This window comes from Vibrio sp. Makdt, assembly GCF_027587015.1.
Lineage (GTDB): Bacteria > Pseudomonadota > Gammaproteobacteria > Enterobacterales > Vibrionaceae > Vibrio > Vibrio chagasii_B.
Window position 1 is genome coordinate 120,329 of record NZ_JAPPTH010000014.1, and the last position, 25,795, is coordinate 146,123.

At 43.3% G+C, this 25,795-nt stretch carries 21 protein-coding genes and 1 tRNA gene; 10 read left to right on the forward strand and 12 right to left on the reverse strand.

Annotated elements, in window-relative coordinates; all coding sequences use genetic code 11:
* Positions 1-6: 6 nt before the first annotated feature.
* Together OH460_RS17575 and OH460_RS17580 are read right to left on the reverse strand one after the other, a co-directional pair.
* Positions 7-2,982, reverse strand: coding sequence for a hypothetical protein (locus OH460_RS17575; protein ID WP_269998997.1), 2,976 nt, complete (start codon positions 2,980-2,982; stop codon positions 7-9).
* A gap of 347 nt (positions 2,983-3,329) precedes the next feature.
* Positions 3,330-4,235, reverse strand: a complete 906-nt coding sequence (locus OH460_RS17580; protein ID WP_017632986.1) for a hydrogen peroxide-inducible genes activator — start codon at positions 4,233-4,235, stop codon at positions 3,330-3,332.
* Between the two features lie 210 nt (positions 4,236-4,445).
* Here OH460_RS17580 and OH460_RS17585 point away from each other — a divergent pair, with 210 nt between their 5' ends.
* The 5 genes from OH460_RS17585 (at position 4,446) to OH460_RS17605 (ending at position 8,460) form a co-directional block, all read left to right on the forward strand.
* The gene (locus OH460_RS17585; protein WP_004740353.1) at positions 4,446-5,054 is read left to right on the forward strand and encodes a peroxiredoxin C; all 609 of its coding nucleotides are present in this window, start codon (positions 4,446-4,448) and stop codon (positions 5,052-5,054) included.
* Positions 5,055-5,369: 315 nt separating this feature from the next.
* On the forward strand, positions 5,370-6,113 hold the full coding sequence (locus OH460_RS17590) for a copper homeostasis protein CutC (RefSeq protein ID WP_269998998.1): 744 nt from the start codon (positions 5,370-5,372) through the stop codon (positions 6,111-6,113).
* 99 nt (positions 6,114-6,212) lie between these two features.
* A complete protein-coding gene (locus OH460_RS17595) occupies positions 6,213-7,151 on the forward strand; it encodes a LysR family transcriptional regulator (protein WP_269998999.1) in 939 nt (312 codons plus the stop codon).
* A gap of 119 nt (positions 7,152-7,270) precedes the next feature.
* Positions 7,271-7,822, forward strand: coding sequence for a porin family protein (locus tag OH460_RS17600; protein WP_269999000.1), 552 nt, complete (start codon positions 7,271-7,273; stop codon positions 7,820-7,822).
* 146 nt (positions 7,823-7,968) lie between these two features.
* Positions 7,969-8,460 carry a hypothetical protein gene (locus OH460_RS17605; RefSeq protein WP_269999001.1) on the forward strand — a complete coding sequence of 164 codons (492 nt, stop codon included), beginning with the start codon at positions 7,969-7,971 and terminating at the stop codon, positions 8,458-8,460.
* A 9-nt stretch (positions 8,461-8,469) separates the two neighbouring features.
* Here OH460_RS17605 and phoU read toward each other — a convergent pair whose 3' ends face one another.
* The 4 genes from phoU to OH460_RS17625 form a co-directional block, all read right to left on the reverse strand.
* Entirely contained in the window at positions 8,470-9,168 is a 699-nt protein-coding gene (gene phoU / locus OH460_RS17610) for a phosphate signaling complex protein PhoU (RefSeq protein WP_004740358.1), read from the reverse strand.
* A gap of 74 nt (positions 9,169-9,242) precedes the next feature.
* On the reverse strand, positions 9,243-10,061 hold the full coding sequence (pstB, locus tag OH460_RS17615) for a phosphate ABC transporter ATP-binding protein PstB (RefSeq protein ID WP_269999002.1): 819 nt from the start codon (positions 10,059-10,061) through the stop codon (positions 9,243-9,245).
* A gap of 1 nt (position 10,062) precedes the next feature.
* A complete protein-coding gene (pstA, locus tag OH460_RS17620) occupies positions 10,063-11,772 on the reverse strand; it encodes a phosphate ABC transporter permease PstA (protein WP_269999010.1) in 1,710 nt (569 codons plus the stop codon).
* A gap of 101 nt (positions 11,773-11,873) precedes the next feature.
* Positions 11,874-14,090, reverse strand: coding sequence for an ABC transporter permease subunit (locus OH460_RS17625; protein ID WP_269999003.1), 2,217 nt, complete (start codon positions 14,088-14,090; stop codon positions 11,874-11,876).
* Positions 14,091-14,290: 200 nt separating this feature from the next.
* Here OH460_RS17625 and ppk1 point away from each other — a divergent pair, with 200 nt between their 5' ends.
* Both ppk1 and ppx read left to right on the forward strand, forming a co-directional pair.
* Positions 14,291-16,387, forward strand: coding sequence for a polyphosphate kinase 1 (gene ppk1 / locus OH460_RS17630; RefSeq protein WP_269999004.1), 2,097 nt, complete (start codon positions 14,291-14,293; stop codon positions 16,385-16,387).
* On the forward strand, positions 16,378-17,898 hold the full coding sequence (gene ppx, locus OH460_RS17635) for an exopolyphosphatase (protein WP_269999005.1): 1,521 nt from the start codon (positions 16,378-16,380) through the stop codon (positions 17,896-17,898). The genes ppk1 and ppx overlap by 10 nt, the downstream gene beginning before the upstream one ends.
* Before the next feature lie 37 nt (positions 17,899-17,935).
* Here the strand turns inward: ppx and OH460_RS17640 are convergent, their stop codons facing one another.
* Genes OH460_RS17640 through phoB form a run of 3 tightly spaced genes read right to left on the reverse strand, consistent with a single transcriptional unit; the run spans position 17,936 to position 20,931 of the window.
* Positions 17,936-18,892, reverse strand: a complete 957-nt coding sequence (locus tag OH460_RS17640) for a PstS family phosphate ABC transporter substrate-binding protein (protein ID WP_269999011.1) — start codon at positions 18,890-18,892, stop codon at positions 17,936-17,938.
* A gap of 17 nt (positions 18,893-18,909) precedes the next feature.
* Positions 18,910-20,208 (reverse strand): phosphate regulon sensor histidine kinase PhoR, encoded by a 1,299-nt coding sequence (phoR, locus tag OH460_RS17645; protein WP_269999006.1) that lies wholly within the window; start codon positions 20,206-20,208, stop codon positions 18,910-18,912.
* Between the two features lie 33 nt (positions 20,209-20,241).
* Positions 20,242-20,931, reverse strand: coding sequence for a phosphate regulon transcriptional regulator PhoB (gene phoB / locus OH460_RS17650; protein ID WP_004735064.1), 690 nt, complete (start codon positions 20,929-20,931; stop codon positions 20,242-20,244).
* 194 nt (positions 20,932-21,125) lie between these two features.
* On the opposite strand from phoB, the gene rdgC reads away from it, so the two are divergent.
* The 3 genes from rdgC to OH460_RS17665 all read left to right on the forward strand — a co-directional run bounded on the left by rdgC (position 21,126) and on the right by OH460_RS17665 (position 23,932).
* Complete coding sequence (gene rdgC / locus OH460_RS17655) at positions 21,126-22,040, forward strand: recombination-associated protein RdgC (RefSeq protein WP_008223904.1); 915 nt, start codon at positions 21,126-21,128, stop codon at positions 22,038-22,040.
* Between the two features lie 205 nt (positions 22,041-22,245).
* Positions 22,246-23,649, forward strand: coding sequence for a prephenate-dependent tRNA uridine(34) hydroxylase TrhP (gene trhP, locus OH460_RS17660; protein WP_061033314.1), 1,404 nt, complete (start codon positions 22,246-22,248; stop codon positions 23,647-23,649).
* Between the two features lie 28 nt (positions 23,650-23,677).
* Positions 23,678-23,932, forward strand: coding sequence for a YfhL family 4Fe-4S dicluster ferredoxin (locus OH460_RS17665; protein WP_004740368.1), 255 nt, complete (start codon positions 23,678-23,680; stop codon positions 23,930-23,932).
* Between the two features lie 42 nt (positions 23,933-23,974).
* On the opposite strand, the gene OH460_RS17670 is transcribed toward OH460_RS17665, so the two are convergent.
* From OH460_RS17670 to OH460_RS17680, 3 genes are all read right to left on the reverse strand, one after another.
* Positions 23,975-24,283, reverse strand: a complete 309-nt coding sequence (locus OH460_RS17670; protein WP_268665301.1) for a hypothetical protein — start codon at positions 24,281-24,283, stop codon at positions 23,975-23,977.
* Positions 24,284-24,547: 264 nt separating this feature from the next.
* Entirely contained in the window at positions 24,548-25,387 is an 840-nt protein-coding gene (mepA, locus tag OH460_RS17675) for a penicillin-insensitive murein endopeptidase (protein WP_269999007.1), read from the reverse strand.
* A 302-nt stretch (positions 25,388-25,689) separates the two neighbouring features.
* Positions 25,690-25,766 (reverse strand) — tRNA-Trp (locus OH460_RS17680).
* Positions 25,767-25,795: the final 29 nt, after the last annotated feature.

Genomic DNA, 25,795 nt, shown 5'->3' on the forward strand with positions numbered 1-25,795 from the left:
CTGATGTTACAGAGGGGTAGCCTCACTGCAAAGGTTAGTTTGTCGAGTTCTGAATTGATGCTGAATAACTAACTGAATATCATCAATCGCTTCCGTCTCAACGATATCACCATATTCATCACCCAACTGCAGAGACAACCTCCAACCAGAAGCAGCTACACTTCTCTCTTTAAATGAATAAGTTGGGTTAAGTAACTCTCTATTGTCATGATAACCTGCCGTTAAGTTAGCGGTCATACGTTGTCTAAAACTACCTTCAGATACAACACTGTCACGGGAAATATCAGCAAAACGAGTAGAATAAGAGTTCAAACCTCCTTGAAGCCCCTCGCCATCACCTACTAATACTCCTGGAGTACTACTACGCATGTAACTATTCCCGCCGTAAGTAAGATATGCGTTAGTTGTCGCCTCACCAGATATGTCGTAATTCAGCGCGAGATCAATAGCAACACTATCAATTTTATCAGAATATGTACCGGCAGCACTTAAGCACATAACGTCATCGTCACTACCCACAATCGGACCTTGAAAAAGGAGTGAGGACGGGAAGTTTTTCACGGTACTGAACTCTACTGTTAGCCATTCACCAGAAACTAAATCGCGAGATAATAACTTAAGCTTGGCATTAAATGCTTCATCAGCATTCAATATTTCACCACTACCATTTGGGTCTGGGTAAAGGATTGTTCTCCCGTTATAGTTATCAATGTAACCAAAAATATCCCTCTTGAGAGAAATAACATCCACGGTTTGATGACCATTCGGTGTATACCATCCGCCATAAAAACTTTCCAAAGCATTGAGGTATTCGATAGATTGCTGGATGTTTGAGACTTTGAATACATCGTCTTTATCTAGCTCTGCATTACGGTCATTGAACAACACTTGCCTACTATGCTCAAAAGCTTGTACAGCATAAAACAGCCACTCTTGAAGTTTAGAAAGCTCTAATTCTGCTTGATGCGTTTCAACAGTTAAGGTACTGAAAGATAGTGGATTAGCGTAAGAGCGCTCTGATTCCAGATACTCATTTTGGTCTGTTTCCGCGACCAAACGCAAAGCTTCAGCATTTAGAACAAGCAACCTACCAGCATCATCACTTAGATTAGAAAGTGACTTAGCCATATTAGATCTAGCCGTTGCCAATTCTAACGTTAGTTGTTGAATTCGCCCCTTAGCAAAAACATCTGATGTCTCTACATGTAAACCTTCTATTCTTGCACGCTCGAGCAAAGCCAACTTCTGTGTATATAAGTCAGCATTAAGAGAACTTTCCTTCAATGCACCTTGTAAGTCTTCAATAGCAGTAAATGTCGCTGATAAATCGGTAGAGCCGGTATCATTCAAAAAACGATCTAGTATATCAAGAGAGTGTTGTACTTCTTCAGACAACAACAATGTGTTCATGTCGAAAGTCGAAGTTCGACTTTCATCAATTACGCTTTTTAGCTTAAATTCATTAAGACCTAACTTAACCGTAATCTTATCGATCAAATTGTTAGTTTGTTGCACCTGCTCAAGACGTGCCACTTCTAGCGATATATTGTTTAATACCTCACTATGAACTCTATAAGCTCGTTCAACCTCGCTCTTTGCAGCTTGAATGCTTTTCAACTGATAGCCGATTAAGCTGCCTCTACGCTGACTCTTAGTCTGCTCTTTACAGGAGTTAACAATCAATGAGGAAGGACAACCTAGAAGAGTTGATAATCTCTCTTTTGAGCGTTGATTTTCTTGTTCAAAATTTCGTGTGAATACGTCCAATTGATAACGGTAATCTAGGCGTTTTTTTTGAGCCAAATTCAGTGAACTCTCAAGAGAGAGCGTCATTTCATCTAATACTTTACCTATAGCCTCAGTTGAACTGCTCCCAATACTCTCTTCAGAGTCATAATCTGGCATCAACAAAACAAAATCATCAGGCAGCCCTAAATAGTTAGCTCCACCTTCAAGCCAATTGGCTACAGATTTCAATTCAACAATGTTACCTTTAAATTTATCTAGCTCAGACGACAACATTATATGGGTATAGGAATCATCGCCTAACAAACGACGTAACTGCTTCTCTTTTGAAATAACTCGCTCAAGCAGTGAACTAGCCTCATATGCAAGCTTAGATTTTTGCTCTGCAGAACTCGCCGATACTGCCTTTAATTTACTGAGCTGTAATTGCTGAGCCAATAACTCATTCATTAATTGATAAGCTAATAAAGCATCTTTATAACCTGTAATTAAACGGTCTTCTTGATATACAGGTAATGACTGCCCTTTGTCATTTAGGTATCGAGCACTTTTGACATCACGAAATGGCTGCGCACTAACAAATGATTGAGGGTGCTTTTCGATCAATCTCCAATAGTCATCAAAAGCACTTAATAGAATATCTAAAGATTGTTGACGGTACTTTTCCACTGCCGCAGTGCTTTCTCGATCAACCCATAATGTTCTAGATTGATCAGTTGCACGATTCGCCAAAATAAAGTCTGCTGTAGCGCGATCATAATAAATATCAAAAAGTACCGCTCTTAAGCCCACCAAATCAGAAGTTTCGATAACGAGGTTTTCAATCGTTTTAATGGCACCAGCAGCTTGACGTTTTTCTGCACTACCCCATAAAGAGTCGAAGGGCACTCCTTCTCCGCCTTCTGATATTGCAACGATAATATCTCCTGTTTTTGGGTCGAGAGTAAACATACGCTCCAAATAACGAAAAGCTGTTAAATCTTTAGCTTCAGTATCTTTTGCATACTGAGGGTATAATTTAGATAACGTTTGTTCGATAGCCGTATATGTTGTAGAGAATTGAGGTAAGCCCGACCAACAGCGTTCACCGTCAATAAACTCCTGATAACAACTCTGCTTTAGATTATTCTCATCAAATAAATAGTTTTCATTTTTATCATCTGAAGCATTAGCAACTCCTGATAATAGTAATAAAGGCGCAAAAACCCCTACCAAACGCTGTTTAGTATCAATCATAATTATTCTTTTAATTTTATTTTGACTATTTAGTAAATAACATGATGGTCATTTACTTCACCTAGCTAACAATAATATTTTTTTATCATTAGTCGGGTTCACTATCCACACAGAGAATGCAACATCAACTTTTATAAAACCCAATTATCATTAACTTAATTTCGCTCACAGTTATCAACAAATGGAATGATAAAAAGCATAACAATTAGAAGAAAAGAACCATTTATTATTTAATGCTTCATTAGATTCAACTAATAATAAATGTATTTAACAGTATCAATAAATAAAAGAGCGGCTTTAATAGCCGCTCAAAGATATAAATTAAATACGCTGACCAATGATATATCTTACAGTAACTCAGATACCACATCGGCTAATTGGTGGAAAGTTTCACGACGTGATGAGCTTGGTCGCCACACAAGGCCGATGTCGCGGTAGGCTTGCTGACCTGGAGGATCGATCACAACGAGATTCTGGTTTTCCAATAAACCGTGATCGATAGCCATCTGCGGGATAAAGGTAGTACCTAAACCGTTCGCGACCATCTGCACCAAGGTGTGAAGACTCGTTGCTGTGAATGGGTTGATCTTCTCTTTATCAGTTAACTTACACGCTGAGACTGCGTGTTCGGTTAAACAGTGCTCGTTCTCCAACAAGAATACAGACTCGTCTGGCAGGTCATCGTATTTAATTGGTACACGAATACCATCAGCTTGATTACGACTGATCACCATTCTAAACGGATCTTGCCCAACAACTTTGCTCTCCATGTTATCGATATCGACAGGCAGAGCCAGAATCAATACATCTAACTCACCATGGCGCAGTGCCGCAAGTAAGTTCGTTGTCGTGTCTTCGCGCAACAGCAGATTTAACTGAGGAAAGCGTTGGTTGGCTTCTTGTACCAAATCGCACAAAAGAAATGGCGCAATGGTAGGAATGCACCCTACTCGCAGCTGACCTTGCATCGCATCGCCATTACATAGGTTTCCGAGTTCAACCAAGTCCTGCCCTTTCGCCAATAACTCTCGGCCATGCTTAACCACCAGCTCTCCCGCTTGAGTGAAAACGAGTGGGCTCTTTTTATCTTTCTTCTCATACAAAGGGCAACCGATCAGCTCTTCTAGGTTTTGGATACCTTTACTCAGAGTAGATTGGCTAACGAAACAGCGATCAGCGGCGTCGCTAAAGTGGCGTGTTTCGTGAAGAGTAACAAGATAGTGAAGTTGCTTAAGACTTGGCCATTTATTCATGAAATTACTTTGTAATATGAGTAGGATAAGTTACACGAAGGTCCTAAGACCTGAGAAAAGGACAAAGAATAAGCTTATCGCTTTTTTCGATGAACTTAATCTATTTAATTCGCTTTTTTCTATAGTACCGATTGTACTATAGTTTGTCGCGTAGAAACGGAGCCCAAACAAAGATGTGTTGGGCCAACTAATTTTTTAGGAGATTCCAAAATGGTACTAGTAGGTCGTCAAGCCCCTGACTTTACTGCAGCAGCTGTTCTAGGTAACGGTGAGATCGTTGATAACTTCAACTTCGCAGAATTCACTAAAGGTAAGAAAGCGGTTGTTTTCTTCTACCCACTAGACTTCACTTTCGTTTGTCCTTCAGAGCTAATCGCTTTCGACAACCGTCTAGAAGATTTCCAAGCTAAAGGCGTTGAAGTAATCGGTGTTTCTATCGATTCTCAATTCTCTCACAACGCATGGCGTAACACTGCTATCGCTGACGGCGGTATCGGTCAAGTTAAATACCCACTAGTTGCTGACGTTAAGCACGAAATCTGTAAAGCATACGATGTTGAGCACCCAGAAGCAGGCGTTGCTTTCCGTGGTTCTTTCCTAATCGACGCTGACGGTCTTGTTCGTCACCAAGTAGTTAACGATCTTCCACTAGGTCGTAACATCGACGAAATGCTACGCATGGTAGACGCACTAAACTTCCACGAGAAGAACGGTGAAGTTTGTCCTGCACAATGGGAAGAAGGTAAATCAGGTATGGACGCATCTCCAAAAGGTGTTGCTGCATTCCTATCTGAGCACGCTGACGACCTAAGCAAGTAATTACCTCTTAAGCCCGAACTCAACACGGGTGAATGGTTGGATGACTCTCTATAAAGAGAAATAAAGCATAAGCTACAGCGCAAAGCGCATCGCCAATCAGTTAAGAAGTAAAGTCTTATTCAAAGCCCGAAGTTAACGCTTCGGGCTTTTTGCATCTATTGCTTCAACAATGGTTTATTGCTTGCTCATCTCCACTATGAATAGGGGTAACCGCAAAGCAAAATTTTACCTCTATTTTCCTCTATCGCTACCTATTCAGAATCGTCTCAAGATTGCTATGATTTCCACAGTCTCAATTTGAACGAGTAAAATATCATGAACATCGAAATTGAAATTTGTATCGATAACCTAGAATCTCTACACAATGCCCTAGCAGGCGGAGCGAATCGTATTGAGCTCTGCTCTTCATTAGCACTTGGTGGATTAACTCCGAGCTTCGGAATGATGAAGCAAGCGGCAATAATTTCGTCCGTTCCGGTCTACGCTATGATAAGACCAAGACAAGGCGACTTCATTTTCGATAATGACGATATGCTCTGTATGCTTGAAGATATTGAAGCTTGTGCAAATGCAGGATTGGATGGGGTCGTACTTGGTGTGTTAGCGCCGGACGGAAGTATTGATATGCCAAAGATGCAACAACTGGCTGACAAAGCGCACTCGTTAAAGCTTGGGATTACCTTCCACAGAGCCATTGATCAAAGCTCTGATTACCAAGCGGCATTAGAGCATATCATTTCACTTGGATGCGAAAGAGTTCTGACATCAGGGCTTGCTGTTAATGCTGAGCAAGGCATCGATGTTTTGGCAGAAATGGTCAAACAAGCCGATGGACGAATTGATATCATGGCAGGGGCTGGCGTTAACGCTGCGAATGCCAAAATGATTCAAAGCGCTACCCAAGTACTTGCTCTTCACCTTTCAGGTAAATCGACAAGACCGAGTCTAATGGAAAACAACTCAAGCGCTCAAATGGGCAGTGACGATATTGATGATTATCAAATCCCAGTGACCGACGCTAACAAGATATCCGATGTAAGAGCCTCTCTAATCGCTTAGGGCAATAGTCGCTAACATAAATCCAGAGAACCTCGCTGACTAATCTAACTGACTGACGTATATTAGATTTAATAGCGCAGACAATTTTCATGGATAGATATGGCTAAAGACTTATTCAGCTCTCTTGATTTAAACCTGTTACGAACATTCTTGATTGTTTATCAAGAAAAAAACACCAGAAAGGCTGCGGAGCGACTCTTTGTTTCACAGCCAGCGGTTAGTCAGGCCCTACAGAAGCTACGCCACCACTTCAACGATGAACTTTTTGTCAAGGTACATGGTGGCTTACAACCGACCGCTTTCTCAGAACAACTCACCAACAAGATCAAACCATACATGGACGGTCTATCTGTTGCTATTAATACCTCAAACACTTTCGATCCGAAAGATATCGACTACACACTTAAAATAGCTCTATCACCTATCGTGCTATCTTGTTTATCTGGTTCTTTATTTAAAATGATAAGAGAGCAAGCACCGAATGCGAATCTAGAATTACTCTCTTGGACCAATGCTTCGGTTTCTGACATTCAGAAAGGTGAGGTGTTGATGGGGGTCAGCTACCTTGGTAGCAAAACGAATAAAGAAGTTTATACGAAGAAGTTAATTGAACTAACAGGGCGTATTTTTGTAAGAAAAGACCATCCTTTAAAGCAAGAAATCGTTACACCTTATGATGTGGCGGGGTACGATATCGCTTCATTAGTCACGCCAGGTTGGAACGATAACTATAGTTTTGCATCGAATATCCTAACAGAGCTTTCTGTTGAGCATAATGTTGGTTTCCGTAGTGAGCTAATTATGGCGGTCATTGATGTCATTCAACATACAGATATGTACATGCCACATTCGAATCTTTTCCTCGTAGATAATTACCCAACCCTACGCGGAATCGATGTTGTGATAGATGGCGAGCCTCCCAAAATTCCTGTTTACTGCCATTTGCATGCAAAGAATAGAAACTCGTTACTAACAAATTGGTTATTTGAACTTATACAACGCGCTTTATCAAATCAGGTCGATAAGCAGGACTTATAAAGCATATACCAATATCTACTTAGCCTAAAAATAAAACACTGTTTAATATTAGCTCTATCAAAACGGATACTGAACTACGAAGGATCGTGCAGTTAAGTTAACCCTAAATAGAGACTAATATGAAAATTGCACTTACTACCCTGATTTCAGCTTCACTACTTTCTGTGCCTGCTCTTGCAAACAACTTTGACAGCCAACACCGTGTTGGTCTCGGTTACAACAAAACTCAAGTTTCCGATTGGCTAACAGACGATACTGTTGATTGGGGTAACGGTATCAAGCTTGAATATGGTTACGAGTTTAACCGTATTGTAGGTATTAATGTTTCTTACGCAACTAACAGTGACGATGAAAGCGTTGAAGGTTTCAAGGCTGAAGTCGATGGTTACAAATTCCAAGTTGATGCTGACATCGGTTATAAGTTTGATTTAGATGGCTTTTCTTTAAAACCTTATGGTGTTCTAGGCCTAGCTCGTCAAAGCGAAGATAACTCAATTAGCATCCCAGGCAGGGAGTGGACTGAATCATACAACGATACCAGCTTTGTTATTGGGTTAGGTGGCCGAGCTGAATTCGGACAACACCTATACACTGATATGCGCTTTGAGTTCGCGACTTATGATGACGTAGATTACGATACATTCTCATGGACTGTCGGCTACCGCTTCTAATCAATAAAAAGCCAGCGTCTCAGCTGGCTTTTTACCATCAGTCAATTGCCGGGTTTTAACATTTCCCCCAAACTTGCCTCACCTTTTAAACGATTCGAATCAAAATTCATTGCAGCCAAGGATGGCGACATACTCTAGGTAATTTTATGAAGATTAAGTCTCCCTTACTTGCACTTACCCTGCTTTCAACTTCCGTTTCAGCCACCGGCCTTCACCTTTCACCCGAACTAAAAATCGGTGCGTATCATGGATTTGGAGTTCAGGTTGGCTTGACTGATATCGCAGATCTAGGTGCTGTTTACTTAAGCTATTCAGACATTTGGTATAAGAGTGATCGTTATGATGAAACAGTAAACTCGTATCGAATTGGTATTCAAAACATGTTTGGTTCACAGCAATTACACGGCTTTCAAGCTGAGGTGGGGGTTGCTGACTATGACGGTGAAAAGACACGTTCAGGTATTACGGAAAGGAAGACAGCGACCGGCCTAAGTTTGGGTGGTGCTTATGTGTATCAAGCAACGCCGGTACTCGCGCTTAGAGCGGGTGCCGATTTGAATCTGTTTGACCACAATAAGACTTTTGTACCTTACAACACCACTATCAACTTAAACCTAGGCGCGATTCTGAGCTTCTAGATAGGTTCTTTATTTTAGTGCGTCATCAAGGCTTTGATCGCCTAGGTGGCGCACATCTTTGCCTTTAACGAAGTAGATAATATACTCACAGATGTTCTGGCAACGATCCCCCACTCGCTCAATCGCACGCGCAGACCACATCACTTGTAAGATGTTAGGAATGTTCTTAGGGTCTTCCATCATATAGGTCATTAACTGACGAATAACGGCCTCGTACTCCGCATCCAACTTATCATCAAGCTTGTGAACTTCTGCAGCCGCATCCACATCCATTCGAGCAAATGCGTCTAAAACTTGGTGCAGCATGGTGATCGCTTGTCGACATAAAGGCTCTAGCGATACATGGAATTTCTGTTCTTTTGTCGAAGGGATATCAATCGCACCTTGCGCGATCTTCGAGGCAACATCACCAATGCGCTCAAGGTCAGTAATAGTCTTAATGATCGCCATTATCAAGCGCAGATCTTTTGCCGTTGGCTGACGCTTAGCGATAATACGGGTACATGCCTCATCAATCGACACTTCCATCGCATTCACTTTATGATCATCACGAATCACTTTCTTCGCTAGTTCCAAATCATCTTTGTGGAGTGCCTGCATCGCAAAAGAGAGCTGCTGCTCCACTAATCCACCCATAGTCAGTACATGGGTACGGATAGACTCTAACTCGACATTAAATTGTCCTGAGATATGGCGACCAAATTGCATGTCAGCTCCTTAAAAAGAATTGGATAAGTCATTTATATTGGAGTGACTTAGCTCCAGTGATGAGAACGGTAACGTTAACCGTATCGACCAGTAATGTAGTCTTCCGTTTGGTTTTTCAATGGCGACGTAAATATTGAATCTGTATCTGAGTACTCGATCAATTTTCCCATATGAATAAAGGCGGTATGGTCACTCACACGTGCAGCCTGCTGCATGTTATGCGTGACGATAACGACCGTATATTGCGTCTTGAGTTCGTTGATTAGCTCTTCAATCGTCAACGTTGAAATAGGATCCAGTGCCGATGTCGGTTCATCCAACAGCAAGACCTCTGGTTCAATCGCAACGGCGCGAGCAATCACCAAGCGCTGCTGCTGACCACCAGATAAACCAAAAGCATTTTCATGTAAACGATCTTTTACTTCATCCCACAACGCCGCTGCACGCAGTGATCGTTCTACGGCATCATCAAGATCTCGGCTGTTACTTACGCCTTGCAGCCTCAGTCCGTAAACCACATTCTCATAGATAGATTTAGGAAACGGGTTTGGACGCTGAAATACCATGCCGACACGGCGACGCAGAGTCGCAACATCAACTTTAGGATGATAGACATTCTTGCCATGAAGCTTCACTTTTCCGGAAACTTTGCAGCCTTCGACAAGATCGTTCATACGATTGATGCAGCGTAGTAAGGTTGATTTACCACAGCCCGAAGGACCGATAAATGCCGTCACTTGCCCTTTGGGTATCTTCATCGAGATATCATCGAGCGCTTGGCTGTCTTTATAGTAAAGATTGAGCCCTTCGATCGAGATAGCAATTTGTTCTTCCTTTAGATTGTGTACGTCTAAAGGCGCTTGGTAACCCAAGGTTTCATTAATTGAGAACATCTTAATCTTGTCCTAAGGTTCGGTACTTTTCACGTAAGTTATTACGGATATTAATCGCCGTTAAATTCAGTCCCACGATAACCGTAACCAATAAAAACGAAGTCGCATACACCAATGGGCGCGCAGCCTCTATATTCGATGTTTGAAATCCAACATCATAGATATGAAAGCCTAAATGCATGAACTTTCTATCTAAGTGTATGTACGGAAACTGACTATCAACAGGCAAGCTTGATGCAAGTTTTACAACCCCCACCAGCATTAATGGAGCAACCTCACCAGCCGCTCTCGCAATCGCCAGTATCAATCCGGTAATTATCGCAGGGCTTGCCATAGGCAAAACAATGCGCCACAAGGTCTCAAACTGAGTCGCGCCGAGCGCTAAAGAACCATGCCTTACCGAACTTGGAATACGTGTTAAACCCTCTTCGGTCGTCACAATCACGACTGGAAGCGTTAACACAGCCAAAGTCAGTGCAGACCAGAGTAAGCCTGGTGTACCAAAAGTAGGAGCAGGTAATCGTTCTGCATAAAACAGGGTATCGATTGAGCCACCAATGGTATAAACAAAAAAGCCTAAACCAAAAACGCCATACACGATTGAAGGTACACCGGCTAAGTTGATAACCGCAATTCGAATCAAACGGGTAAGCGCGTTGTTTTTCGCGTATTCATGTAAGTAGATCGCCGCTACTACCCCAAGAGGCATCACCACAATCGACATCAGAATAACCAGTAGCACTGTGCCAAAGATTGCTGGGAACACACCGCCTTCTGAATTGGACTCTCGTGGGTTTTCTGACAAGAACTTCCACACTTGATGGCCCCAATGCCCAACCTTTTCAAGATAAGACATATTATTCGGGTACCAGTAATCCAGAATATGACTGAGCGAGATTTCAACCTGCTCACCCGTCATATCTTCAACAAGCAGACTCTCAACATTTAGCTGTGTTCTGAGGTGCTCTAGCTTGATCTCGGCTTCATCTAACTGCTTATTGAGCTCAAGCCTAGTCTCAGTATAAGTTTTCAGATACTCATCGCTCACAGACTCATTAAGTTCTAACTTGCGCTTTTCTAGGCGTAAGTTTTCCAACTGCCAGCTGATATTACGAATCTCTTGGTTTACCACGCGTGACGTTTCAGCACGCAGGGTGTCAGCGAAAGCTAAACCGTCTTTGAGCTTTTGGTCGATATCGGTGTAAAAAGTTCCCGATGCTGTTTTAAAGCCAACCGGCTTACCAAAAAAGTAACCACCACGACTACGCTCTATCACAGCCCAATCTCGAGGGGTGGTTGGCTCCAAGAGGTTCACATCTAGAATCGAAACAAAATCCGCGGGATAGAGCTCTCGATTTGCCACCTTGATACTCAAACGTTGTATCAACCCTGTAGCAATGTTTTGGGATGATAGTAGATCATGAGCTTGCGGAACTTGCTCTATTGGAATGTATTTGCGTTCATACAGTTGACCGATCAACACATCTTGTTGAGAGACGGTTTCATCAAGGTCAACAACCAGAGACATATCTTTAGAATCGACTTGCCACTGATACAAGGGCGCAGGCCAAAAGTAGGTCAGCCCTTTCCAGCCGATCAGGAGCATCAAACCAAGAACCGAAAGCATACTGATGCTCACTGCCCCACCGGTTAGCCAGATCCATGGCGAGCCAGATTTAACCCATGACAATAACGACTTGAGCCTATTCATCATGTGTTACCTGAAAGTGATTCAGCGAGGAACGATGCACGCAGTTCGCTAAGCCCCAAAGCTTTGCAGGCCTAGATTCAGATTGAGGTGACGCATTAACACTATAAAGCACGATATTTATCTCTCAATCTTTGTCGAACCCACTCCGCTAGCGAGTTCACAGCGAAGGTAAAAATAAACAGCAATAGCGCAGCTAAGAACAGCAAACGGAAATGCGACCCACCCACTTCCGATTCTGGAAGTTCGACAGCAATGGTCGCGGATAGTGTCCTCATCCCTTCTAAAATATTCCAATCAAGGATTGGCGTGTTGCCTGTCGCCATCAGGACGATCATGGTTTCACCAACGGCTCGCCCTAATCCCATCATGACCGCGGAAAAAATACCGGGGCTTGCTGTCAGTAAAACAACATAAATAAGGGTTTGCCACGCGGTTGCACCAAGCGCGAGTGAACCATCAGATAAGTGCTTCGGCACAGAGAAAATCGCATCCTCAGCAATCGTAAAAATTGTCGGGATGACAGCAAAACCCATCGCGAAACCGACCACCAGGGCATTACGCTGATCAAAATCGATCCCATAGCCAGCTAGGAAAGTGCGTATATCACCGTCAAACAACAAGGCTTCAATACTGTTGCCCGCTGCAAATACCGTAACGACCGTTGCTATCAGTACCGGAATCAAGATAAGTGCATGCCAGCCATTGGAGAAGCGACTTGTCACAACCTTAGGCAAACAGAACCAAACAAGTCCTGTAATCAAAGCGCTCAGAGGCAACATCACCATCAAAGAGAATACAGCGGTTAAGTGGGTTTCTACAATTGGCGCAAACCATAGACCCGCGAGGAAGCCAATAATTACGGTAGGCAAAGCTTCCATTAACTCAATCGACGGCTTGACCACTCGTCGCATGCGTGGCGACATAAAGTAAGCGGTATAAATTGCACCTAACACCGCAACTGGCACCGCAAACATCATGGCAAACAGCGCCGCTTTGATGGTACCAAAGGTGATTGGTACTAAACTGAATTTCTCTTCAAAGTCATCATTGGCGGAAGTTGACTGCCATACATACTGCGGCTCTGGATAGCTCTCGTACCAGACTTTTTGCCATAGCGATGAAAATGAAATCTGAGGGTATTCATTATCGACTTTCGCCACACTGATTTTATCATCAATCAATGTCGCCAAATGTAGCTCATTAGCCGACATCGCAGCTAACTGAGGTGACTTATCAAACGCACGCTCAAACAGAGACAACTTTTCGCTGGTCGTATAATGGCTCTGTAATGTGCCGTTTTTATAGAAACTATAGAAGCCTTTTCGGTAGGTATCCGGCAAGATAAATTGTACTTCTTCAGCGAGCTGAAAATCTCGAATATGGGTTAGGCTGCGTTTTTCATCTTTCAGCACATCAAACCATTGAGAGACTTGCCCATCCTGATGAGTAACCAACAACGAATAAGCACCAGACAACAAATCGATACTTTTCACACCGTGTTTGGCGTCATTCAAACTCAGGTCGATCACTTCACGGACATCAAACCCTTTATCAGCGAGTTTTAATACCACTAAGTCAGACTTTGCTCGAAGGTATAAAGTCTGCCCATCTGGTGTCATCAATAGCTGCTGTTGAGCACCAAGCTTATTCGATAACCATTGACTATTCTTTAATACATAGCCACCAGCCAAGTCGCTTTGGTACCACTTCACTAGCACTCGTTGGTCAGTTAACTGAGCGGCAACAGTAATATCGCGCCCACTTTTAGAGAATACGAACTTATCGATCAACGCGCCGTTCGCTGGTTCATCGGTTAAGAAGGGGTTAGGCAGAGCAACTTGCTCGATTTTTGGTTGAGCTTCTGCGCCCTTTTGAAGTACAGGCGCACTATACTCAGGGGAGAAGAAAGTGATGTTGCTAGCGCTGTCAGCAAAGGCAAACCAATTTTCAGCTGGGGTATTTCGAGAGAAGGCAATAGGATCTGCTAATACACTTCGCTCGAAATAAGAGTGTGTATTTTGCGAGTCTAAGTCCCAAAACTGAACCAAACCAGACTTTTCGACAGTAAAGGCGTGTTGACCGTACTCATCAACCGATAGTGCGATAGGCTTATCGACTACTACAGTTTTAACCGCTTGATCAGTCTCTAAACCAGTATCGGAAAATACCGGTAAAATGACCATTGCTAGATAAACAAAGATCAAAACCAAGGCAGCTAAAACACTGACACCACCACATGTCACCGAAAAACGGACGAGACGATCTTTCAACCATCTTTTTTTGTCGCGCTCTTTCAATGAAAATTGGGCTGAAGCCATCTGTTTATCTACCTTTTTTTAGCTGCTGACATAATATGTATCTTAGATGACAATTATATTACAAGCTACGTTAAACAACTGAAACTAATAACAAGTTTGTTCACCCTTTTTATTATCCAAAGATCATTACTTTTGTGAGCGCTAACGTTATAAATTAAACTAGTCACCCCAATAGTCAGCATTCAAGGATCAACAATACGATGGAAAAAGACTATGTCGCAAAAGAACTTAGCTGGTTATCGTTCAATGAAAGAGTACTTCAAGAGGCGGCTGACAAGTCTGTCCCTTTGATTGAAAGAGTTCGTTTTCTAGGGATCTACTCAAAAAACCTCGATGAGTTCTACAAAGTCCGATTTTCCGACGTAAAACGCAAGATCTTATTGCGAGATCCTAAATCAAACTCTGACACCTCAAAAACCTTGCTAACTCAGATGCAACAGAAAGCGAATGAGCTAGATGTTTGTTTTCATTCACTTTACAAAGAGTTGTTGCTCGAATTAGCACGTAATCGTATTTTTTTGGTTAATGAACAGCAAATTAATACCGAGCAGAGTGATTGGCTTAAAAAATACTTTAGGAAGAAAATACTCCCGCATCTCACGCCTTTGCTACTCAACGAAGATAGCCAACTGCTCAATATCCTCAAAGACGAACAAAGTTATTTAGCTATCGATATTGAGCACAATGGGTCATCTCAATACGCTCTGTTAGAGATTCCATCAGACGCTTTACCTCGATTTGTAAAACTGCCGAGTCCGTCAGACTCACAACGTACTACCCTGATCTTATTAGATAATATAGTTCGCTTCTGCCTAGGCGACTTACTTAAAGGCTTCTTCGAATACGATTCGCTGCGTTGCTTCGCCATCAAAATGACACGTGATGCAGACTATGACCTGCAAGAAGACAGTAACTGTAGTCTTTTAGAATCGATGTCGATTGGTATTGAGCAACGTTTAACGGCGCTACCGATACGCTTGATCTATGAATCCGAGATGCCACAAGAGATGCTGAATTTCTTACGAATCAAGCTCAAGCTATCAGACTATGACAGCGTACTCTCTGGCGGTCGTTATCAAAACTTTAAGCACTTCTGTGATTTCCCAGCCCTCAATCGAGATGATCTCGTTAACGCGCCTCTCTCACCGATTAAGTGTGCGTCGTTTGCTCATTACAGTAACTATTTTGAAGCGATCAAAGCTCGCGATATCTTGCTGCACTACCCCTACCATACTTTCGATCACATTACCGAACTGGTCAGGCAGGCTTCGTTTGATCCCAAGGTAACGGTCATCAAAATCAATGTTTACCGTGTTGCTGAAGGTTCTAAGTTACTCAATTCGATCATTGATGCTGCGCACAATGGCAAGAAAGTCACCGTGGTGGTTGAGCTTCAAGCCCGCTTTGACGAGCAAGCCAACATTCAGTGGGCAAAGAGACTCCAAGAAGCAGGAGTGAAGGTGATTTATGGCATCCCTAGTCTAAAAATCCATTCAAAATTGCTACTCATCAAGCGCAAGAACGGCAAGGCTATGGAGAGTTACGTTCATATCGGTACAGGTAATTTTCATGAAATCACCGCTCGTGTCTATACCGATTTATCGTTACTTACCGCAAACCCAGAGCTCACGCATGAAGTTCGCCAAGTCTTCAAATACATCGAAAACCCGTATCAAAAAACGCAGTTCAAACAGCTGATAGTCTCACCTAAAAATACCAGAAAGCGTCTGTATCAGCTGATCGATAAAGAGAGCCAGAATGCCTCAGAGGGTAAGCCTGCGAGCATAACTTTAAAACTCAATAACTTGGTGGATCGCGAAATCATTAAAAAGCTCTACCTAGCGAGCCAAGCCAACGTAAAAGTAAGAATGATCATTCGTGGTATGTGCTCACTGGTTCCGGGAATACCAAACGTCAGTGACAATATTGAGATCATCAGTGTGGTCGATCGTTTTCTTGAGCACCCAAGAGTGATGATCTTCAACAATGCCGGAAAACCCAAGGTTTACATCTCTTCTGCCGATTGGATGACTCGAAACTTTGACCATAGAATTGAAGTAGCAACGCCAATTTTGGATTCTAAGATCAAGCAAACTATCATTGATATCACCGAGTTTCATTTTGATGACAAACATAAGGCGCGGATGATCGATCATACGATGACCAATCAGTACAAGCCTTCAACCACAACTCAACTTACGCATTCCACGTCACAACTCGCTACTTACCACTATATTAAACATATAGAGAAGCAAGCTCGTAAAAAGCACAAGCAAGAGAAGAAATCATGCCGCTAAGTGACGACAAACAAACCAGATGCATTGCTGCTATCGATTTAGGTTCGAACAGCTTCCATATGGTGGTTGCTCAAGTGTTTGGCAAACACCTACAACTCGTCAGCCGACATAAACAGAAAGTACGGTTGGGTGATGGGTTGGGTGAACACCACCAACTATCAGACCAAGCGATTCATCGCGGGCTAGAGTGTCTAAAAGTATTCGCTGAACGACTCACTGATTTTGAGATAGACGATGTCAGAGTCGTAGCTACCCATACCCTACGAAAAGCAAAGAACTCAAACACCTTTATCGAACAAGCCAAACTCATTTTTCCTTTTCCCATCGAGATCATTTCAGGGCAAGAGGAAGCACGATTGATTTACAACGGGGTTGAACACACTCAAACCGCTTCCAAATCAAAGCTCGTTATCGATATTGGTGGAGGAAGCACTGAAATAGTGACCGGACAGGGCTTCACACCCGACGTCATGCATAGCTTGCCGATGGGGTGCGTCAGTTTTACTCAGCGGTTCTTTAGTGATAACCAGTTAACTTCACAGCATTTTGCTACTGCTTATACCGCTGCGATTCAACTATTAACACCAGTCATTAAGAATTACCAATCCACCTCTTGGGAAATCGCTTTTGGCTCATCTGGCACAGCGAAATCCATAAAAGAGGTACTCAAAGGGTTGGGCTTTATCGATGAGTACATCACTCCACAACGGCTTACTTATCTAAAAAACCATCTAAAGGAGTTTTCATCTGTAGAAAGCATCAAGCTGTTGGGTTTAAGCGATGAACGAAAGCCCGTTTTTGCTGCGGGTGTCACGATTCTTTCCGCTGTCATGGATAGCTTAAATATAGATGAGCTGTATGTGTCTGACGGAGCATTGAGAGAAGGCGTTCTGTATGACATGGAAGATAAGTTCAAGAGCCTTGATATAAGGTCTCGTACCGCAGAAACATTGCTCTCTCGCTATCATGTTGACTTAACGCACGCCGAAAAAGTCAAAGAGACAGCTCACACCCTATTACTACAAGCAAAACCACAACTGGAGGGCACTGTAGACGCTGAGTTGTTTGACTTACTTGGTTGGTCTGCACTGCTGCATGAAGTGGGCCAAAGCGTGGCATTTCAAGGGTATCATCGCCATTCAGCCTATCTGATTAGACATACCACCATGCCCGGTTTTAATACTGAGCAGCAACGACTTATCTCGGTCATCGTTCGATATCAGAGAAAAGCGATCAAGCTGCCAGACTTGCCAACATTAGCACTGTTTTCGTTGCAACAAGTGACGCTGATGATACGAATACTTAGGCTGGCAATCTTACTCAATCGACAACGCAGCCAAGCACCAGTGCCCAATATAAAGCTAACCATACAAATGGATGACCATTGGAGTTTGACTGGCGAAAATAGTGACTGGTTAGATACAAACCAACTACTCGATTACGAGTTAAAAGAAGAACAGCAGCGCTGGAAAAATGCCGGTTGGTGTTTAGATTTGAAATTAGGGAAATAGCCTACCGCAAGTAGGCTATCTGTATATTGAGTTTGAGCTACAACCCAACTTTTGCGAGCTCTTGCTCTGCGAACTCAGACGGTATCGCTAGATAGCCATCTTTTTCTACGAGCTCTTGTCCCTGCTTTGAGAATACAAAAGTAAGGAACTCTCTCTCAACCGGAGAAAGTGGTTTATCCGGATGCTTATTCACATACACATAGAGAAAACGAGATAGAGGGTAATCACCACTCAAGATATTCTCACGCGTAGGCTCAACATAATTAGAGCCGTGCTCTGCAATAGGAATCAGCTTAACACCTGCTACGCGGTAGCCAATGCCCGAGTAGCCAATCCCACTGATGGATGAAGCGACCGACTGAACGACTGAAGCCGAACCAGGTTGTTCATTCACGCGATTTTTAAAATCACCGCCGCACAGTGCATTCTGTTTGAAGTATCCATAAGTCCCCGAAACAGAATTGCGACCGAACAATTGGATTCGATGTTTCGCCCATGGCTGATCGATTCCGAGATCTTGCCAGTTATTGAGGGGCCTTGTTGCTCCGCAGCGTAATGTCTCAGAAAAGATGCCATCAATCTGACGAAAGTTAAGCCCTTCAAGAGGATTATCTCGGTGGACAAACAGCCCGATTGCGTCAATAGCGACTCGTAATGCAGTTGGCTTATAGCCATGCTCTCTTTCAAAAGCTTCCACTTCACGTAAACGCATTGGTCGGCTCATAGGGCCAAGGTGTGCAGTCCCTTCCGTCAGTGCAGGAGGTGCAGTAGAAGAGCCCGATGCTTGGACTTGAGCGTTCACATTCGGATAGTAGGATTTAAACTCCTCTACCCACAATGTCGTCATCCCAGCCAAAGTATCAGACCCGACCGACAACAAGCTTCCAGAGATACCTGGAACCTTGGAATAATCAGGCAATGATTCAACACTCTGCTCAGCGAAGCTTGGACACGCCAATACCATCGCTAACATAGAACTAATCGGCAAACGCATCCTGCGTATTAAGTCACTCATGACACGGTCAATCGGTTTGGCAACGTGAAATGGAAACGACTACCGACGCCCACTTTACTTTGAATTTCGAGGTGTGAATCGTGGTGGCTAAGCGCATGCTTTACAATCGCTAATCCAAGACCACTACCACCGGTATCACGAGAGCGGGCTTTATCTACACGATAGAAGCGCTCTGTGAGTCGATGTAAGTGTTGAGGCTCAATACCATCACCGGTATCTGACACATCTAAGCACGCGCCTTGGCTGGTTTGATACCAACGCACTTTGACTGTTGCACCTGCGGGTGTGTATTTAACCGCGTTATAAACCAAATTCGAAATCGCACTTCTCAATTGGTCTTCATCGGCAAGAACTCGTAGGCTCTTATCGATATCAAACTCAAGCTTATGTTCGCGCTCACCGCTAAGGCTCGCCGCTTCTTTCTCAAGAACCTCAAGCATCGCCGGAACGTTGACTACTTCATCCAACTCATGCATTGGCGCCGCTTCAATTTTCGAAAGCGTGAGTAGTTGATTAACCAAACTGTTCATTCGATTGAGCTGCTCAGTCATTACGCCATGCGCCTTGGTCCACATCGGGCCAACGATCATGTCTGGGTCTTCCGTCATTTCAAGGTAACCTTGAAGTACAGTCATCGGCGTACGTAATTCATGAGAAACGTTAGCAAAGAAGTTACGGCGCATGCCCTCTAGCTGTTTAAGCTGGGTCACATCACGTACCACCATCAGGTGCTCACCCTCGGTATATGGCACAATACGCAGTTCAAGCATACGCTCCACATTCAGTGGAGAAGGCATCTCTAATGGCTCAGAGAAATCTTGTTTATTAAGGTACTTAATAAAATCTGGAGTACGAATCAAATTCGAGATCGGTTGACCTGAATCATCTGGCCAACGAAAGCCCAACAAATACTGAGCTAGCTTGTTACACCAAACGATATTGCCTTCACCGCGAAATACCACAACGGCATCGGGAAGCGATTCTGCACCGTTACGGAAACGGCGGATAAGGTTAGTCAGTTCTTTGCGTTTGCGACGCTGTCTCTGCTGCATACGATAAATACCGTTAAACAGAGATTCCCAGTTCCCAGAGCCTGAAGGTGGAGTTAGACGCTTCTCATCCCACAGCCATGCGGACAAACGCATTTGGTTGTGTAGATGCCAGCCGAGCTGCAATACCGTAGCAGCCAGCAGTAACCAAGGTAGGTAACCGAATATCCATCCGACTAAAACCCATGGTGCGTAAAAAAAAGCCAGCTCCCAAGCCAGCTTTTTCCAGGTTAACTTTTCAACCATTCAGGACTCCGTAAACTGGGCAGCGAAGCCACATTAAGCCTTTGTAGAAAAACGGTAGCCAGCGCCACGAACCGTTTGGATTAGCTTATCGTGACCTGCAGACTCAAGCGCTTTACGCAGGCGTCGAATATGTACATCAACCGTTCGGTCTTCAACGTAAACATTGGTACCCCAAACGTTGTTAAGCAGCTGCTCTCGGCTGTATACACGCTCTTGGTGCGTCATAAAGAAATGCAGCATTTTGAATTCTGTTGGTCCCATATCAACTGGACCTTCACTTGCGGTCACGCGGTGTGATACTGGGTCTAATTTAAGGCCCTGTACATCAATCACATCTTCCAATGCCGTTGGTGTTACACGACGAATCACCGCTTTAAGGCGAGCAACAAGCTCTTTTGGCGAAAACGGTTTGGTAATGTAGTCGTCAGCGCCAACTTCTAAACCGCGAACCTTATCTTCTTCTTCACCACGAGCTGTTAGCATCACCACTGGGATGTTGCGAGTTAACTCTTCACGCTTCATGTGCTTGATAAAGTTTATCCCGCTACCACCAGGTAGCATCCAATCTAGTAATACTAGATCTGGGAAAGGTTCACATAGCTTGTTTACCGCTGTATCGTAATCTTCAGCCTCTACTGCTTGGTAGCCTTTTTGTTCAAGTACAAAACACAGCATCTCACGAATAGGTGCTTCATCTTCAACGACCAGAATCCTTCTCGACATAATTGAATAGCCTTTGTATTTAATCAACGCATTGCATTATCTGAGTTAATTATGACACTTTTGTGACCTTTGAAAACAAATTTTCATATAACTGTCTCAAACGTTTCACTTTATAACTTTTGATACAGAGCTAAGGACAAATCGAATTAGATCTCATATCATGAGGCACTTCTAAAAAGGTATGAGAAAAATATATGTGGTTTAAAAATTGCCTAGTCTATCGCTTCAACCGTGATATTGATTTCAACGCAGATCAGCTAGAGAAACAACTTGAAGAATTCCGCTTTACTCCTTGTGGTAGCCAAGACAAACAGAAATTTGGTTGGGTGCACGCAATGGGTAAACATGGCGATATGATGACGCACGTATCAGAGAACCGCATTCTCATCTGTGCAAAGAAAGAAGAGAAAATGCTACCAGCATCTGTGATTAAAGAGTCACTGAATGCAAAAATCGAAACACTTGAAGCTGAGTCTGGCACTCCTCTTAAAAAGAAAGAGAAAGACAGCCTCAAAGAAGACATCATCATTGATCTCCTTCCTCGCGCATTCAGCCGCAGTAACTTCACATACGCGCTGATCATGCCAAAAGAAGGTTTCATTGTTGTTGATGCAAGCAGCTACAAAAAAGCAGAAGACGTGTTAGCTCTGCTGCGTAAAACAATGGGTAGCCTACCAGTCGTGCCAGCTATTCCTGAGCAAGCGATTGAAACGACTCTAACCGAGTGGGTTAAATCAGGTGATACACCTCAAGGCATTACAATGCTTGATGAAGCTGAGCTTAAGTCGATTCAAGAAGACGGTGGTATTGTTCGAGTTAAAAAACAAGAGCTAGAAGCCGACGAGATTAAAAACCACATCGAAGCAAATAAAGTGGTAACTAAGCTGCTTATCAACTGGCAAGATCGCATTGAATTCATCCTTGCTGAAGACGGCAGTATCAAACGCCTGAAGTTCAGCGATGAACTTAAAGATGAGAACGACGATATTCCCCGTGAGGACCAAGCTGCACGCTTTGATGCAGATTTCTCATTGCTATGTGGTGAGTTCAGCGTGTTCCTTCCGAATCTATTCGAATCACTAGGTGGATTAACTCAGCCCAACGCTTAATCCGTAATTTCAAAGCTCAGGTGCGGCCGTGCCTGAGCTTATTTTTCTTATATTTCCCGCTGTATATTTATCCCTTCACTCTCTTCTTAATATCATTGCTATCTTTAGGGCTATCAACCAGACTCATTTTAGCGTAAAATTTGCGCCCCTTTGATATCACTTGGTGGTATCAACCTGACTTGAGATCAGATTAGAGAACGAAGCAATGACTACACAAAAACCATTTGTACCTGAACTATTATCACCGGCAGGAAGCCTTAAAAACATGCGTTACGCATTCGCCTACGGCGCTGATGCAGTTTACGCGGGCCAGCCACGTTACAGCCTTCGCGTTCGTAACAATGAGTTCAACCACGAAAACCTACAAATCGGTATCGATGAAGCTCATGCTCAAGGCAAAAAGTTATATGTTGTATGTAACATTCAGCCACACAACTCTAAACTAAAAACTTTCATTCGCGACCTTAAGCCAGTTGTTGATATGGGTCCAGACGCTCTTATCATGTCTGATCCTGGTCTTATCATGATGGTTCGTGAAGCATTCCCTGAAATGCCTATCCACCTTTCAGTTCAGGCTAACGCTGTAAACTGGGCAACTGTAAAATTCTGGGCGACACAAGGCGTTGAGCGTGTCATCCTATCTCGTGAGCTATCACTTGAAGAGATCGAAGAGATCCGCGAACACTGCCCAGAAACAGAACTAGAGATCTTTGTTCACGGTGCACTTTGCATGGCGTACTCTGGTCGTTGTCTACTTTCTGGTTACATGAACAAGCGCGATCCTAACCAAGGTACTTGCACTAACGCTTGTCGTTGGGAATACAAAACAGAAGCAGCAAAAGAAGACGAAAACGGTCAAATCGTTGAAGCAAACCCTACTGGTGTTGAGATTCAGGATGTTGAAGTTCAAGACGAACGTCCAGACAACACACTAGGCCTAGGTAAACCAACAGATGAAGTGGTTCTACTTTCAGAGTCACACAAGCCAGAAGAGAAAATGGCTGCGTTTGAAGATGAGCATGGTACTTACATCATGAACTCAAAAGACCTTCGCGCAATCCAGCACGTTGAGCGTCTAACGAAGATGGGTGTTCACTCACTGAAAATCGAAGGCCGTACTAAGTCTTTCTACTACTGTGCTCGTACAGCACAAGTTTACCGTAAAGCTATCGATGACGCCGTAGCAGGCAAGCCATTTGATGAAAGCCTAATGGGTACACTAGAGAGCCTAGCGCACCGCGGCTACACTGAAGGCTTCCTACGTCGCCACACTCACGACACTTACCAAAACTACGAGTACGGTTATTCTATCTCTGATACTCAACAATTTGTTGGCGAATTCACAGGTAAACGCCGTGGCGATCTAGCGGAAGTAGAAGTGAAGAACAAGTTCCTAGTAGGCGATAGCTTAGAAATGATGACACCGAAAGGTAACGTTGTTTTCACACTAGAGATGATGGAAAACCGTAAGTCTGAAGCCGTTGAAGACGCAAAAGGCAACGGTCACTTTGTATTCATCCCTGTACCAGCTGATCTAGACTTAGAGTATGGCTTGTTGATGCGTAACTTGAGCGAAGGCCAAGACACACGCAACGCATCAGGTAAGTAACTTTACTTAGAAAACTGAGAAGTAAGCAATGGCTCTGTTAATCACTGACAAGTGCATAAACTGTGATATGTGTGACCCTGAGTGCCCAAATGGCGCAATCACTATGGGTGACAGCATATTCGAAATCGACCCAGATTTATGTACTGAATGTAAAGGTCACTATGAGAAGCCAACGTGTCAGTCTGTATGCCCAATTACCAAGTGCATCATCACTGACCCAAACCATATTGAAACTGAAGACGAGCTACTAGAGAAGTTTGTTATCATTCAAGGCTTGACCTAAAAGAGAAAAGGTTCAACTTAATCATTAAGTTGAACCTTTTTCTTAACCGGATTTTTCGATGGGATAAATGTTGCAGAATAACTCTTTTTCAAATTGATATTCGAGTCGCTCTCGCCAATTTATCGACTGTGATATTGGAACAAGATAAAAGTTTTCCCGCCCTGTATCTGTCACAAATGCCATTCCATACTGCATCAATTCATAATGTACATCATTTACAAAGCTAGGATCTAATCGCTGCCTACCTGTTAGCTGGTTGATGTCATCTCTTGAAATAGAAATACCCGCATTCTCAGTGCTGAACCTATGTCTTAACCATTCTGAAAATTCCTTTGCACAAATCATAGTCATAGTCTTATCCTTGAATTATCTATCTACGGGTATCAGACTCTGATTTCACATACTACACATAAGCCGCATCTTTCACCCCAAACACTTACTCCTGACCTAGCCCAGTCAAATTGTCGCTGTTTTTCTCAAATTAATGCTCTCAATATCAAACGATATTCTTAATGTCGCATTTATACACTCTAGACAAAAGTGTGACATTTCTCCAGTTTTTAGAGCCGACAAAACGAGTGGCATTACCACCTTAATAAGCCATTGATAATTCGATTACTTATTCGAAATCAAGGCTAAACATTGACTAGGCATGACTTTAATTTTCTTTTTTTTCTTATTGGTGGCTACCTTTTTAGGAGGAGGAACAGGGACTGTCTTTGGCGCCCAGCTCGCGAGCTCTTCGCCACAACCATCACCTTTCGGTGGACTAGCTTGAGGAATGCAGTTCGCACTGCCTTGTGGGCACTTCAAACGAACATGAAAATGAGAATAGTGTCCCCACCACGGCCTAATTTTGCCTAACCAGTCCCTTTCTTTAACATCAGAAACTTCCTGATCGCAAAGGGTCTGCTTAATCACTGGGTGAACAAAAATCCGCACCACTTTTTCATCTTTAGCGGCATGACGAATAACCTGGAAGTGGTCGTTAGTCCAATTAGACTGGCGAAGCTTGTAGTTAGTAAGATCGACGACACTGACTGGCTTAGGAACCGCGAGTTCATTCTCAGAGAGCCTTTTGTCCGTTAACCTCAGCCATATGTCTATATCTAATCCAGTTTGATGGCTTGAGTGCCCAGATGAAAAGCGTCCACCACGAGGAAGTGAGATATCACCAATCAATAGATTCGTGTTCAATTGCTCACTTGTTGTCACGCCGAGCCTTTCAACAAACTGAATGGCTTCTGTGTGACCATAGTAACGCTCCCTTTGGGGACGAATAATTTGATAGCCAACACCATTAATCGGTAAAGCGTGTGCACCGTCCAAGCAGCCGTTAGCGTAACTGCCGATCGATGAGGTCGAGTTTGTCGTCGGGCTTTTCTCTTTCTCCCAAGGGGTTGCTAAAGAAGAAAATGAATAAAACAGGACAACTAAAACAAAAGATAACCTCATAACCGTTCCATGTAAGTGATGCATATTATTTATACTAGTCGGCATTTGAGAACAGTTTACGATTATTGGCAACTTTTTGGGAGCAGAGGGAAATTTGAGATAGAAGAAGCTGAAAGGGGATTATGAAGTATTTCAACTTAAGAAAGCAAAAAGGCTCTAGTCTTTCGACTAGAGCCTTAAATATAGCAGGGGTGGGCCGACACTCCGGAGATTCGACCGGGCTGGCGCTCCAGCTCCCAACATTGCTTTGCAGAAGCAACAGACGTAAAAAAGCCTCAGCATTACTGCTGAGGCTTCGTATATGGCAGGGGTGGAGAGATTCGAACTCCCAACACGCGGATTTGGAATCCGCTGCTCTGCCAATTGGAGCTACACCCCTATTTTCAGTTTTAAAGAGCTGAAACTCTG